Below are 13,626 nucleotides of genomic sequence, written 5' to 3' on the forward strand. Positions count from 1 at the left end.
ACGGATCGGAGTGATGGTGAAGAGGTTTGTGGGTTGGTTCGGATTGCCGGTGATCGTGGCCGGTGTGGTGGTGGTGTTGAACGGCGGTGGGGCGGCTGTTGCGGCCGGTGAGCCGGGGACCGAGGTGCAGTCGTCGTTGGTGGAGGACTTCGCCTACCCCGGGGCTGACGTGATTCTGGCCGAGCACGGTCTGAAGGTGTTCAAGGGTGACGGTCACATCGAGGTGGTGTCCTCGGGGGAGCCGTGCGCGCCGGGTCTGATCCAGGTGGAGTCGATGCCCGATGTGGAGCCGTACCTCGGGTACTTCTGCTTCGCCACCTCGGGGGCTCGCGGGTTCTTGACCCTGGAGGTGCCGAACACGTTCTTGCTGCGTGGTGGGGACAAGCCGGTGAAGGCCACGGCGAAGCTGCCGGGTGAGGCGTTGGAGACCTATGCGGTGCCGGCGAACGCGTCGGTGGCCGTGGACCCGGGTGATGGTGCAGAGACGCCGCAGGCGATCTTGGTCGAGCTGCGGTTCGGTGCCTGGTGAGCGGGCGTAACGGGAGCAGAGGGTTGATGGGCGTGCGCAAGGGTTGGGTGGTCCGCGTCGGTGCGACGGCGGCGGTGCTGGTGGGTGTGGGGGTGCCGGCTGCGTCTGCGGTGGCCGGTTCCACGCCGACCGGGGCGGTCGCGGCTGCGACGGTGACGGTCGACATCGGTGGGAAGGGTGCCTGCTCGGGTGCGTTGATCAGCCCGTGGTGGGTGATCACGGCGACGTCGTGCTTCGCGGAGACGTCGGGTGCCGCTGTCAGCGCGGGGGCTCCGAAGCTGACCACGACCGTGACGGTCGGGCGGGTCGACCTGACCGGCACCGCCGGGCACGTCGTGCGCGTCGATCGGCTGGTGCCCCATGGCAGCCAGGACGTGGTCCTGGCCCGGCTGGTCTCGCCGGTGACCGATGTCGCTCCGGTGAAGGTCGCATCCGCGGCCCCGGCGGTCGGCGACAAGGTGACGGTGACCGGCTACGGGCGCACGGCCACCGCGCTGGTGCCCGACACGGCGCACGCCGCCGCCTACACCGTCACCAACGTCACGGCAGGCACGGCCGACCTCCAGGCGAGCGAGACCGGCGCGACGATCTGCAAGGGCGACGCCGGCGGTCCCACGCTGCGCACCACCAGCACCGGCGTCGAGCTGGTCGGGATCCACCACAGCGCCTACCAGGGCGGCTGCCTCGGGCAGACCAACACCCTGCAGGGCGCCACGGACACCCGACTCGACAACCTGCGGAGCTGGATCGGCAGGTACGTGCCCCGATCGGCGTACAACGTCGGGGTGTGGCAGAGCGGCGCCTGGTACCTCAAGGACACCGGAGCCCCGTTCGGATACGGGAATCCGACAGACACCCCTCTGCTCGCGGACTGGGACGGCGACGGACTCGACACCGTCGGTGTGCACCGTGGCACGTGGTGGTACCTGAACAACCAGAACGACAGCTCCGGACCCGAGCACGCGTTCATGTACGGCAATTCGGGTGACACCGCCATCGTCGGGGACTGGGACGGCGACGGGATCGAGACCGTCGGTGTGCACCGTGGCGCGTGGTGGTACCTGAACAACCAGAACGACGGCTCCGCACCCGAGTACGCGTTCATGTACGGCAATTCGGGTGACACCGCCCTCGTCGGGGACTGGGACGGCGACGGAATCGACACCGTCGGTGTCTGGCGTGGCAGGGCCTGGTACCTCAACAACCAGAACGACAACTCAGCACCCGAGTACACGTTCCTGTACGGCGTCTCGAGTGACACTCCTGTGGTCGGGGACTGGGACGGCGACGGCTCGGACTCCGTGGGCGTGTGGCGCGCCGGCACCTGGCACCTGAACAACCAGACGGACAGCTCCGCACCCGAGCACTCGTTCGCGTACGGCAGTCCGAGCGACGTTCCCCTGGTCGGGGTCTGGAAGACGAAGTGACGTAGTCGGGGACGCGGTCCGAGGCGCCTGAGCAGGGGGCGGGCGCCTCGGACCGGGCCGCGGTGCGCGGAGCGTGCCCCGACCACGAGTGCCATCACGGTCAGCGGGGCGGAACCTCGACGGTTCCGCCCCGCTGACCTGCGTCGAGAACAGGCCTGTCGGCCCCCGCGGTTAGGCTCGTCCGCATGACTGCCACCACCCCCGCGCTGCGCGCCGACGGCCGCCGGCCGGACGAGCTGCGCCCCGTGACGATCACCCGCCGGTTCCTCGAGGCCGGGGAGGGCAGCGTGCTCGTCGAGTTCGGCGGCACGAAGGTGCTGTGCGTCGCGTCGTTCACGGAGGGCGTGCCGCGCTGGCGCAAGGGGTCGGGCGAGGGCTGGGTCACGGCGGAGTACTCGATGCTGCCGCGGGCCACGTCGAGCCGGTCGGACCGCGAGTCGGTGAAGGGCCGGGTGGGCGGGCGGACGCACGAGATCTCTCGCCTGGTCGGGCGGTCGCTGCGCGCGATCATCGACGTCGCGCAGCTCGGCGAGAACACGATCGTGCTGGACTGCGACGTGCTCCAGGCCGACGGAGGGACGCGCACCGCGGCGATCACGGGCGCGTATGTGGCACTTGCCGACGCCGTGGCGTGGGCCACCGAGAAGCGGCTCGTGCCCAAGGGGCGCACGGTCCTCAAGGACTCGGTCGCCGCGGTCAGCGTCGGCATCATCGACGGTGTCCCGATGCTCGACCTGCCGTACGTCGAGGACGTGCGCGCCGAGACCGACATGAACGTGGTCGTGACCGGGTCGGGCACGTTCGTCGAGGTGCAGGGCACCGCCGAGCACGCGCCGTTCGACCGTGCCGAGCTCGACGTGCTGCTCGACCTGGCCGTCGCCGGCACCGCCCGCCTCTCCGAGCTTCAGGCCGCCGTGCTCGCCGCGCCGGCGGGCGACGGTTCGGCGACGCGCATCGCGCTGCCGTGACCCTGCCCACCGGCGCACGGCTCGTCCTCGCCACCCACAACGCCCACAAGGTCGGAGAGCTGCGCGCGATCCTGACGCCGTTGCTGCCCGGGCTGGACCCGGCGGCGGTCGTCGGAGCCCGGGACGTGGGCGCGCCCGAGCCGGTCGAGGACGGGGTGACGTTCGCGGAGAACGCCCTGCTCAAGGCGCGGGCGCTGGCGGCGTTCACGGGGCTGCCGGCCGTGGCCGACGACTCCGGTCTCGCCGTCGACGTGCTCGGCGGTGCACCCGGCATCTTCTCGGCGCGGTGGGCCGGTCGGCACGGCGACGATGCCGCGAACCTCGACCTGCTCCTCGCCCAGCTCGCTGACATCGCGTCCCCGCACCGGGGTGCACGGTTCGTGTGCGCGGCGGCGCTCGTGACGCCCGACGGGTTCGAGCACGTGGAGACGGGAGCGCTGCTCGGCACGCTGGCGACGGCCCCCCGGGGGGACCACGGCTTCGGGTACGACCCGGTGCTCGTGCCGCTCGGGGAGTCGCGGACGTGCGCGGAGCTGCCGCCGGAGGAGAAGAACGCGATCAGCCATCGTGGGCAGGCGTTCCGCGCGCTCGCGCCGGTCGTGGTCCGGGCCCTGGGCGGATGACCGGACGGACGAGCGGGCGGACCACGAGGCCGGGCACGGTGACGACGGCCGGCCGCGCTGTCCGGCGGACGACCAGACCGGCCATCACGACGGCCAGGTGCACGACCGGGCGGACGACCAGACCGGCCATCACGACGGCCAGGTGCACCCCCCGGCGGACGACGCGAGCGGGTCGCCGTGGCTGACGTGGGCGCCGCGGAGGCCCAGCTCGTCGCCGAGGGTCTGACGTTCGGATACCCCGGGCACCCCGTGCTCGACAACGTGGACCTCGTGGTCTCGGCGGGGGACCGGATCGGGCTGGTCGGCGAGAACGGCGCAGGCAAGACGACGCTGCTGCGGCTGCTCGCCGGCGACCTCGTCGCGACGTCGGGCACGGTCCGTCGGGTCGGCAGCCTGGCGGTCGTCGACCAGGAGCTCGACGTGGCCGCCGAGGACACGATCCGCTCGATGGTCGCGGGCGCGCTCACGACGGTCCGGAGGGCGTCCGAGGCGGTGGAGCACGCCGTCGCCACCTTCGACCACGAGTCCGGCGACCTCGCGGCGCTCGCGCACGCGATGCAGCAGTACGAGCACCTCGCCGCGTGGGACGCGGACCGGCGGATCGACGAGGCGCTGACCAGGTTCGGTGCGCCGCGCGACCCCGGACGGCGCCTGGCCGAGCTGAGCGTCGGCGAGCGCTACCGGGTGCGGCTGGCGTGCCGACTGGGGGAGCGGGCGGACCTGCTGCTGCTCGACGAGCCGACCAACCACCTCGACGCCAGCGGGATCGACCACCTCACGCGCCAGCTCCAGGCATGGCCGGGGGCGCTGGTCATCGTCACGCACGACCGCCGGCTGCTCGACGACGTCATGACGGCGATCCTCGACCTGGACCCGTCGATGGACGGCCGCCCCGCGCTGTACGGCGCGACCCGGTACGCGGACTACCGGTTCGCGAAGGACCAAATGCTGCGGCGCTGGCGGTCCCGTTACCGGGCGGAACGGAAGCGGGCGGTGCAGCTCGCCGAGCGCCTCGACGCCGCCTACGAGGGCCTGTCGGACGAGTGGCGGCCCCCGAAGGGCTCGCAGGCACACCGTCGGGCCACACGTGCCCGCATCCACGTGAAGGCCGCGGACCGGCTGGTCGAGCGGCTGGAGGCTCAGGCCGTCGAGGTGCCCGCGCCCCCGCTGACCCTGACGTTCCCCGACCTGCCGTCGATCCCTCGTCACGCGACGGTGCAGGACCCGGACCGGCCGTCCCGGGACGACGACCCGACCACGTCCGTCCCGCAGCCCCGCGGGCCGCTCCTGGAGGTCCGGGCACCACGCGTGGATGGCCGGCTCGACCTGCCGGGCGTCCGCATCGACGTCCCGCCGTGCGGGCGCCTGCTGGTCACCGGACCGAACGGGTCCGGCAAGTCGACGCTCGTCGCCGCCCTCGCCGGCCGGATCGCGCTCGACCGCGGGACGCGGTCGCTCGCACCGGGCGTCCGGCTGGGGGTGCTCGCGCAGGAGGGCCCGACGGAGCACGCGCGCGACGCCGGGCAGGAGCGGGCCGGGCAGCACAGGGCAGGGCAGGGGAGGGCCGGGCAGGGGAGTACCGGGCAGGGGAGGGCCGGCCTCGAGAGCGTGGGACCGGAGAGGCCTGGGCAGCTCGAGACGGGTCAGCCGCCGGTGACGGCGTTCGACGCCTACGCCCGGCATGCGCTCGACCTGCTCCGCGGTGGTCTGCTCGACCCGGCCGAGCTCGTGCCCGTGGCGGCGCTCGGGCTGCTGACGGAGGAGGACCTCGACCGGCCGTTGCGCGACCTGTCCGTCGGTCAGCGCCGCCGGTTCGACCTGGCGTGCGCGTTGCTGGCCGCGCCGCACGTGCTGCTCCTCGACGAGCCCACCAACCACCTGTCCGTCGGCCTGGTCGACGAGCTCACGGAGGCCCTGCGGCTCACGTCGGCCGCCGTGGTCGTCGCGACGCACGACCGCAGGATGCGCGCGGACCTCGCCGACTGGCCGGAGCTCACGCTCGCCTGACGGTCGGCCGCGGCCGTCAGGGCAGGCGCCCCACGTACGCCATCGCCTGCCGGAGCAGGAGCCCCTGGCCGCCGTTCATCTCGACCTGCACCTGCTCGGCGCACGCCTGCTCGGGGGTCATCCACGCGAGGTCGATGGCGTCCTGCTGCGGCCGGCAGTCGCCCAGCACCGGTACGACGTAGGCGAGCGACACCGCGTGCTGGCGGGGGTCGTGGTACGGGGTCACGCCGGGCGTCGGGAAGTACTCGGCGACCGTGAACGGCTGGGGCGAGGACGGGATCTGCGGCAGGGCGACCGGTCCGAGGTCCTTCTCGACGTGCCGCACGAGGGCGTCGCGCACCCGCTCGTGGTACATGACGCGCCCGGACACGAGAGCCCGCGACATCACGCCCTCGGGGGTGACGCGCAGCAGGAGACCGACGGCGACGACGTCGCCCGAGTCGTCCACCCGGACCGGGACCGCGTCCACGTAGAGGATCGGGAGCTGGCGCCGGACCGCACCGATCTCCTCGGGGCTCAACCAGCCCGCTGGTCGCTCGGGGCCGGTGGGGAAGTGGGCGGTCTCGGTCACCGTGCAGTTCTACCGTGCGCCCGGCCCAGTCAGGTCAAGGGCGCGCGGGCGAGGACCGGCAGGGGAATAGTCCTGATCGGCGTGACGCTGAACCACGCGACACTCATCACGGGAGGTAGCACGTGACCACGACCACGCTGACCGCCGAGACCATCGGTCAGACCATCAAGGACAACGAGATCGTCCTCGTCGACTTCTGGGCGGAGTGGTGCGGCCCGTGCCTCCGCTTCGGGCCGGTCTTCGAGGCGTCGTCGCAGGAGCACCCTGACGTCGTGCACGCCAAGGTGGACACGGAGGCGGAGCAGGCGCTCGCCCAGGAGCTGCAGATCTTCTCCATCCCGACGCTCATGGCGTTCCGTGACGGGATCTTGGTGTTCAACCAGGCCGGTGCGCTCCCCGCGCCCGCTCTCGAGCAGGTCCTCAACGCGGTGAAGGGCCTCGACATGGACGAGGTCCGGGAGAAGATCGCCGCCTCGAAGTCCGAGTCTGCTTGACACGAGTCACCTCCAAAGGGAGCCGGTGATCACACGAGTCACCGGCTCCCTTTGTGTTGAGTTTGCCTAAACTTCACCTGCGTGGTTACCGTGTCGAAGATCGCCGTCATCGCAGCACGTCCAATGGGGGCCGTGCGGGGGGCGATCCGCGGGAGACCGCGTCGGCGTGGTCTCCCGACCTCGGCAGCACGCCGCCGCCCTCCATGCCGAGGCGGTGACGCCTGCCCTCTTCTGGGGGCCTGAGCCATGCAACCTGCGCCACGGACGTCACGTCCGCTCGTCTTCTTCGTCGCACTGATCGCCGCTGTGGCGCTCGCCCTGACGGCCGCACCCGCGGCCTCTGGGACGACCGCACCGCTCGCGGCCGCGAACGGGGACATCGTCCCCGTCGGTCAGGGCGGGTACGTCGCCACACCCGTCGGGCCCACCCCCGAGGGCTGCGACGCCATCGAGACCGACCCCCGCTCCGCCGTGACGACCGACGCTCCGCAAGGCCCCCTCCCCACCAACGACTGGTGGTCGTCGCTGCTGTACAAGCGCCTCGACTGCCGCTGGAGCGAACCGCTGCACGCGCACCCCGTGTCCTACAAGCCGTCGGCCGGCGGGCTCGGGCTCTCGTCGACGCGTGTCCCCGTGATCACCGGGACACCCGGTGGCGTGGGCGAGTTCCACTACATGTACTCGCAGGACGTCCTCGTCGGTGTCGCCGGCCTGGCCGCACCGGAGGTGAAGGTGGCGGGCTGGACCGACTGGACCGTGACGCCGTCCTGGACGGACGGGACCCGCAAGCTCACCGCGACGATCGGGCACGGCCTCCCGTTCAGCTGGTACCACGTGAGCGGCGGCAACGCCGTGCTGACGGGCAGCGGAGCGCTCACCGTCTGGCTGCAGAACGGGCCCACGGTCGGCTTCACCGCCGCCGGCCACGACTACGTGGCGTACGCCCCGACCGGGTCCTCCTGGACCGCGTCCGGCAGCACGCTGAGCAGCTCGCTGGCCGGGAAGGGCTACCTGTCGGTCGCCTCGCTGACCACCGGTGCCGCCAGCAGCAACGCGGACCGGGTCGCGCAGGCGACCGCCTTCGCCCCGTACGCGTACTCCGAGGTCACCGGGACGAAGGCGACCTACGCCTACGACGAGGCCGGCTCGGTGGTCCGCACCTCCTACGCGCTCACCACCACGGCTCTCGAAGGATCTGCGAAGGGCACGGTCGTCGCGCTCTACCCGCACCAGCAGCAGCACGTGACGGGCACCGGTGGCGGCAGCAAGCTGTCGTCGACGTACGTGTCGCCGCGAGGGGCCATGACCGCCTACGTCGGCTCGTCGTCCTTCACGACCTCCACGCCGTTCACCGGGGTGCTTCCGGAGGTCCCCGCCGTCGCGACGGCCACGGGCCCGCTGCGCACGCAGCTCGACAAGCTGCTCGCCGACGCCGTGACCGACACGCTGCCGGCCCTCAAGGCGGACACGTACTGGACCGGCAAGGCCCTGGGTCGCGCCACGCGCATCGTCGAGATCGCCGACCAGCTCGGGGACACGGACGTCCGCGACCGCACGCTCGCGACGATCAAGTCGACGCTCACCAACTGGTTCACCGCGACGCCCGGCAAGACGGAGCAGGTGTTCGCGTACGACAAGGACTGGGGCACGCTCATCGGCTACCCCGCCTCGTACGGTTCCGACACCGAGCTCAACGACCACCACTTCCACTACGGCTACTTCGTCGTGGCGGCCGCGACGCTCGCCAGGTTCGACCCCGCCTGGGCCCGCAAGAGCGCGTACGGCGGGATGGTGGACACCCTCGTGCGGGACGCGAACAGCTACGACCGCAGCGAGACCCGGTTCCCGTACCTGCGTGACTTCGACATCTACGCCGGTCACGACTGGGCGTCCGGCCACGGCGCCTTCGTCGCCGGCAACAACCAGGAGTCCAGCTCGGAGGGCATGAACTTCGCCGCGGGCCTCGTCGAGTGGGGCGAGGCGACCGGTGACACGGCCGTCCGCGACGCCGGTGTCTACCTGTACGCCACCCAGGCGGCCGCGATCCAGGACTACTGGTTCGACGGGTCCGGGGCGATGCCGCAGGGCTTCGGGCACTCCACGGTGGGCATGGTCTGGGGCGACGGCGCGGCCTATGCCACCTGGTTCAGCGCCGAGCCGGAGATGATCCAGGGCATCAACACCCTGCCCGTGACGGGCGGTCACCTCTACCTCGGACTGCGGCCCGACGACGTCAAGGCGAACTACGCCGAGCTCGTCCAGGCCAACGGCGGCCAGCCGTCGGTCTGGCAGGACATCCTGTGGAGCTACCTGGCGCTGGCCGACGGGCCCGCCGCGCTCGCCGCGCTCCAGGCGCATCCCGGGTACCCCGTCGAGGAGGGGGAGAGCCGGGCGCACACGCTGCACTGGGTCGCCAACCTCGCCTCGCTCGGCACCGTGGACGCGACCGTGCACGCGGACCACCCCCTGGCCGTCGTGTTCAAGAGCGGGGCCGGCCGCACCTACGTCGCGTCCAACGTCACCTCCGCGGCGCTGACCGTGGCGTTCAGCGACGGCACTCGGCTCGCGGTGCCTGCGGGGAAGACGGTCACGTCGGGGGCGTTCACCTGGAGCGGCGGGGGAGCCCCCGGCGGTCCGACGTCGACGCCGACACCGACCGACTCGTCGACACCGACGCCGACGGTGACGCCGACGCCCACGAAGACGCCGACACCGACAAGGACGCCGACGCCCACGCCGACGAGGACGCCGAAGCCGACGCCCACCCCCACGGTCGTCCCGGGGGACCCGTTCACGCGGTACCTCGGTGCGTCGGGTGCACTGGTGACGCAGCGGCCGACCAGCCCGGCCACGGTCGTGGTCCCGCAGGCGCTGGGCATCGACACGGGCCAGGAGTCGTCGAACGCGCTCGTCTGGACGGCCGGCGGGCTGACCGGTACCCCGACGGGCGCAGCCGCGACGTTCGATGTCGCGCTCGACGCGGGAGCGGTCGTGGGCAATGGGACGCGCATCTCGATCTCCTACGACCTCACGGGTGACGGGACGTGGGACCGGGTGGAGATCTACCGGTACTTCCCGACCGACCCGGTGCCCGGGTTCGAGCACCTGACCCAGGCCGTCGGCCTGCAGTCGGAGACCGGCACGCTGGGCGCTCTGCACAGTGGGCGCGTCAGGGTCGCCCTGTGGAACGCCATCGGCTCGGGCGCCACGAGCGTCGGGGTGCCGGAGACGGTGATCCGGCTGCCGCTGCACTGACCGCGGGAGCCGCACGGACGAGCCGCCGGACCTTCCCAGGACCGGCGGCTCGTCCGCGCGTCACACGGTGCGCAGGGCCTCGGTGGGCGGCACGCTCGCGGCCCGCATGGCCGGATACAGCCCCACGAGCGAGCCGATGACGAGCGAGCACGCGAGCCCGGCCGCGACCGGACGCCACGGCACGATGAGCGCCCATCCCTGCGCCGCCGCGAACGCCCAGGTCAGGGCGACGCCGATCAGAGCACCGGCGGCGCCGCCGAGCAGCGACAGCAGCACCGACTCCACGAGGAACTGTCCGCCGATCGACCCCCGGGTGGCCCCGAGCGCGCGCCGCACGCCGATCTCGCGGCGACGCTCCAGCACGGACACGACCATGACGTTCGCGATGCCGACGCCGCCGACCAGCAGGGCGACCGCACCGAGGCCGAGCGCCAGCAGCGTGAAGGACCGGTTCGCGGCGTCCTGTGCGGCGAGAGCGTCGGACGGGCGGGAGACCCGGACCTCGTCGGGCGCTGCGGGGTTCGCGGTACGGCCGAGGATCGACCGGGTCGCGGCGACCTGGCCCGGGTCCACCCGCAGGTACACGGCGGACGGGGGAAGGTCGTCGTCGAACAGCGCGTCCGCGACCGGGGTGCCGATGATCGCCGCGTCGTCGAGCTCGGGTGCGAGGACCACGGGCTCGAGAACGCCGATCACGGTGTACGGCCGTCCGTCGACCCACACGTCGACCCCCGTGGTCAGAGGCCCGATCGCGAGCCGCCGTGCAGCGGTGGCCCCCAGGACGACGGCCGGGTAGTGCTCGACGGCCGCATCGAGCCAGCGACCCTCCCGGACGGTGGCCGCCACGGCGTCCGGGAGGCCGAGGTCGGCGGCGACGAGCCGGATCCCGCTCGTCTGGCTCTCCGGCACCCGGTCGCTGCGCCGGACCGTGGCCTCGACCGCCCGCACGGCGGCGGCGGCCTGGACGGTGGGGACCCGGGCGAGCATCGCGACCGACTCGTCGGGCAGGGTCGCGTCGTCGCCCATCAGCCCCTGTCCCGGGGACACGGTGAGCAGGTTGGTGCCCAGCGCGTCGAGCTGCGCCTGCAGGTCGGCCCGCGACGACTCGGACAGCCCCAGCACGCCCACGAGCGCCGTGATCCCGATCGCCACCCCGAGTGCCGACAGCGCCGTGCGGCCCTTGCGGACCGTCAGCCCGCGGGCACCCAGCCGGAGCCTGTCCCCGGCGGACATGCGTCGAACCGTGGCAGGTGCGGGCGCCCCACCCGAGGGTCGGACGGCCGTCTGGGTCCCGGTCACGGCGCCACCCCGGTCGCCGCGAACCGCGCCGGTACCGGACCGGTGTCGTGCTCGACGCGCCCGTCGCGCATCGACACCACGCGGGGCAGCCGGTCCGCGATGTGCTCGTCGTGCGTGACCACCACGATCGTCGCCCCCTGGTCGTGCAGCGTGTCGAACAGGTCGAGGACCGCGGCGCCGGACGCCTGGTCGAGGTTGCCCGTGGGCTCGTCCGCGAGCAGGATCCGCGGCGCGTGCACGAGCGCCCGTGCGACCGCGACGCGCTGGCACTCCCCGCCCGACAGCTCGGCCGGGGTGTGGCCGGCGCGCGCACCCAGCCCGACCCGGTCCAGCGCCTCGCGGGCGTGCCGCAGCCGCTCCGGCCGCCGGACGCCCTGGTAGAGCAGCCCGTCGGCCACGTTCTCCACGGCCGACCGCCCGTCCAGCAGGAAGAACTGCTGGAACACGAACCCGAGGTGCACGGCCCGGACCCGGGACAGGGCGGCGTCCGACATCGCGGTGACGTCGTCGCCCGCGAGCAGCACACGGCCCGTCGTCGGCCGGTCCAGCGCACCCATGACATGGAGCAGCGTCGACTTGCCCGAGCCGGACGGTCCGACCACCGCCAGGTAGTCGCCGGCCTCGACGACCAGGTCCACGTCGTGCAGCACCGTGAGGGCCGCCGGCCCCGTCCCGTACGTCTTGGTGACGCCGCGCAGGTCGAGGACCGTCATGGTGCGACCACCACCTCGTCGCCTTCGACGACGCCGTCGCCGGACACCTCCACGGACGTGCCGGCGAACGCACCCGCCGTCACCGGCACGTACTGGGTCGAGCCGTCGGCGAGCACCTTCTCGAGGCCGAACCCGCCACCGGAGAGCGCGACGAGCGCGGTCACGGGCACCACGAGCACGCCGGTCGCGACGACCTGGTCGAGGACCGTCTGGATCGGGGCGCCCTCCAGCAGGGTGCCGATCACGTCACCCGCCGCGGTGATCGTCACGTCGAGGTCCCGCTGCTCGTCGACCGTGACGAGGTCCGCCGCCGCGACCGTGCCGTCGGTCGTGGTGCCGTCGGGCAGGGTGAGGTGGGCGGTCGCGCCGACAGGGGCGACGGCCGCCTGGCTGGGACGCAGCGTGCAGGACACGACCTGAGCCGTGGCGCCGACGTCGAGCACCGGCATCCCCGGCTCGACGTGCTCGCCGAGGTCCGTCACCTGCTCGGCGACCCGCAGGTCGGCGGGTGTGAACACGACGTCGCCGAGCCGCACGGTGCCGGACCGGGTGACGCCGAGCGCCTTCTGCCAGGCCTTCACCGCGGTCGTCGTTGCGGACGTCCAGTCCTCGTCCACGGTCAGGGCCGAGGTGGTCGCGTACCCGAGGTCCACGAGCGCCTGCTCCAGCTGCTGCACGTCGGCACCATCCGTGGACGAGGGGCCGAGGTCCCGCCACGCGGGCAGGGTGCCCGTGAGCCGGACGACCGGCCGGGTGTCGACGGCGTAGAGCACCTGGCCCTCGCCGACGGTGGAACCGGCCGAGGCGAGCGCGGTCAGTGTGCCCTCCGTCGCCGCCTGCAGCGGCGTGCTCTCGCCGTGGCCCAGCGCGCAGCTCGTCGTGATGCTCGACGTGAGGTCGGTCCGTTCGACGGACACCGTCGGGCGCTCGGTCGACGCCGACGGCGAGGCGCCTGCGGCCGGCTCGTCAGGCGCACCGCACGCGGAGAGCAGGCCGCCGATCGCCACCAGGGCCACGGCAGGACCGATGCGTGCGCGGCTGGTCATGGTCACTCCCCACCCGTCCCGGTGTCGCCGTCCTCCGGGGGCCGGACCCCGGCCTCGTCGGCGCACTCCTGCAGGTCCTTCTCGAACGCGGGGTCGCCGGGCTTCGGGTCACCGGCAGCGCCCTCCGTGCTCCGATGGAACTTCTGGCTCACGCGGCCGCCGTCAAACTCGGGGTCGGAGACGTTCCAGCCGCGGTCCCGCATGCACTGCGCCTGGTCGAGGAACGCCTGCTTCTCCTGCTCGGAGAGCTCGCGCCCGCCGTCCTGCGGCTCGGCGAGCTGCTGCCACTTCGCGCAGGCGCTCTCGGCCGCCTCCATCTGCTCGTCCGTGATCCCGTCGCCCTTGACTGTCACCTTCCCGTCGACCGGGTCCGGCATGTCGATCCCGTGCTCACGCATGCAGCGGGCGAGCTGGAGCATCGCGTCGTCGGGGTCCATGGAGGCCGGCGCCGACGATGCGCCGTCCGGGACCGGGCCGTCGGTGGCGCCGGGGAGCGCGGAGCCGGGCGGGTTCGCGGTGCACGCCGCGGCGACGAGCACGACGCCGACGGCCGCGAGCGCGGACGTGCCGAGGCGGCGTGGTAGATGGCGGGCGGTGTCCATGGTCGTGCTCCTCGTCTCGAGCGGTCAGGTGTGCCCAGCCCACCGCCGCGCCCGTTCCGCCAGCGTTGGCTGCAGGTCCCGGCGCCGCCCGG

At 73.0% G+C, this 13,626-nt stretch carries 12 protein-coding genes; 7 read left to right on the forward strand and 5 right to left on the reverse strand.

Annotated features, from left to right (window positions below):
- Positions 1 to 10: 10 nt before the first annotated feature.
- From ACVW07_RS18505 to ACVW07_RS18525, 5 genes are all read left to right on the forward strand, one after another.
- Positions 11 to 529, forward strand: a complete 519-nt coding sequence (locus ACVW07_RS18505) for a hypothetical protein (RefSeq protein ID WP_456820666.1) — start codon at positions 11 to 13, stop codon at positions 527 to 529.
- A 26-nt stretch (positions 530 to 555) separates the two neighbouring features.
- Complete coding sequence (locus ACVW07_RS18510; RefSeq protein ID WP_456820667.1) at positions 556 to 1,956, forward strand: S1 family peptidase; 1,401 nt, start codon at positions 556 to 558, stop codon at positions 1,954 to 1,956.
- A 185-nt stretch (positions 1,957 to 2,141) separates the two neighbouring features.
- Positions 2,142 to 2,924, forward strand: coding sequence for a ribonuclease PH (gene rph, locus ACVW07_RS18515; RefSeq protein WP_456820668.1), 783 nt, complete (start codon positions 2,142 to 2,144; stop codon positions 2,922 to 2,924).
- A complete protein-coding gene (gene rdgB / locus ACVW07_RS18520; protein WP_456820669.1) occupies positions 2,921 to 3,547 on the forward strand; it encodes an RdgB/HAM1 family non-canonical purine NTP pyrophosphatase in 627 nt (208 codons plus the stop codon). Before rph ends, rdgB begins: the two co-directional genes overlap by 4 nt.
- 177 nt (positions 3,548 to 3,724) lie before the next feature.
- Complete coding sequence (locus ACVW07_RS18525; protein WP_456820670.1) at positions 3,725 to 5,554, forward strand: ABC-F family ATP-binding cassette domain-containing protein; 1,830 nt, start codon at positions 3,725 to 3,727, stop codon at positions 5,552 to 5,554.
- Between the two features lie 16 nt (positions 5,555 to 5,570).
- On the opposite strand, the gene ACVW07_RS18530 is transcribed toward ACVW07_RS18525, so the two are convergent.
- A complete protein-coding gene (locus ACVW07_RS18530; RefSeq protein ID WP_456820671.1) occupies positions 5,571 to 6,125 on the reverse strand; it encodes an NUDIX hydrolase family protein in 555 nt (184 codons plus the stop codon).
- Positions 6,126 to 6,247: 122 nt separating this feature from the next.
- Between ACVW07_RS18530 and trxA the strand changes: the two genes are divergently transcribed.
- Positions 6,248 to 6,619, forward strand: a complete 372-nt coding sequence (gene trxA / locus ACVW07_RS18535) for a thioredoxin (protein ID WP_456820672.1) — start codon at positions 6,248 to 6,250, stop codon at positions 6,617 to 6,619.
- Positions 6,620 to 6,865: 246 nt separating this feature from the next.
- Complete coding sequence (locus ACVW07_RS18540) at positions 6,866 to 9,874, forward strand: glycosyl hydrolase (protein ID WP_456820673.1); 3,009 nt, start codon at positions 6,866 to 6,868, stop codon at positions 9,872 to 9,874.
- A 60-nt stretch (positions 9,875 to 9,934) separates the two neighbouring features.
- Here the strand turns inward: ACVW07_RS18540 and ACVW07_RS18545 are convergent, their stop codons facing one another.
- The 4 genes from ACVW07_RS18545 to ACVW07_RS18560 all read right to left on the reverse strand — a co-directional run bounded on the left by ACVW07_RS18545 (position 9,935) and on the right by ACVW07_RS18560 (position 13,534).
- Entirely contained in the window at positions 9,935 to 11,107 is a 1,173-nt protein-coding gene (locus ACVW07_RS18545) for an ABC transporter permease (RefSeq protein WP_456820674.1), read from the reverse strand.
- Between the two features lie 62 nt (positions 11,108 to 11,169).
- The gene (locus tag ACVW07_RS18550) at positions 11,170 to 11,886 is read right to left on the reverse strand and encodes an ABC transporter ATP-binding protein (protein WP_456820675.1); all 717 of its coding nucleotides are present in this window, start codon (positions 11,884 to 11,886) and stop codon (positions 11,170 to 11,172) included.
- The gene (locus ACVW07_RS18555; protein WP_456820676.1) at positions 11,883 to 12,932 is read right to left on the reverse strand and encodes a peptidoglycan-binding protein; all 1,050 of its coding nucleotides are present in this window, start codon (positions 12,930 to 12,932) and stop codon (positions 11,883 to 11,885) included. The genes ACVW07_RS18550 and ACVW07_RS18555 overlap by 4 nt, the downstream gene beginning before the upstream one ends.
- A 2-nt stretch (positions 12,933 to 12,934) precedes the next feature.
- Complete coding sequence (locus ACVW07_RS18560) at positions 12,935 to 13,534, reverse strand: hypothetical protein (RefSeq protein WP_456820677.1); 600 nt, start codon at positions 13,532 to 13,534, stop codon at positions 12,935 to 12,937.
- Positions 13,535 to 13,626: the final 92 nt, after the last annotated feature.

Source organism: Cellulomonas sp. URHB0016 (assembly GCF_054057935.1).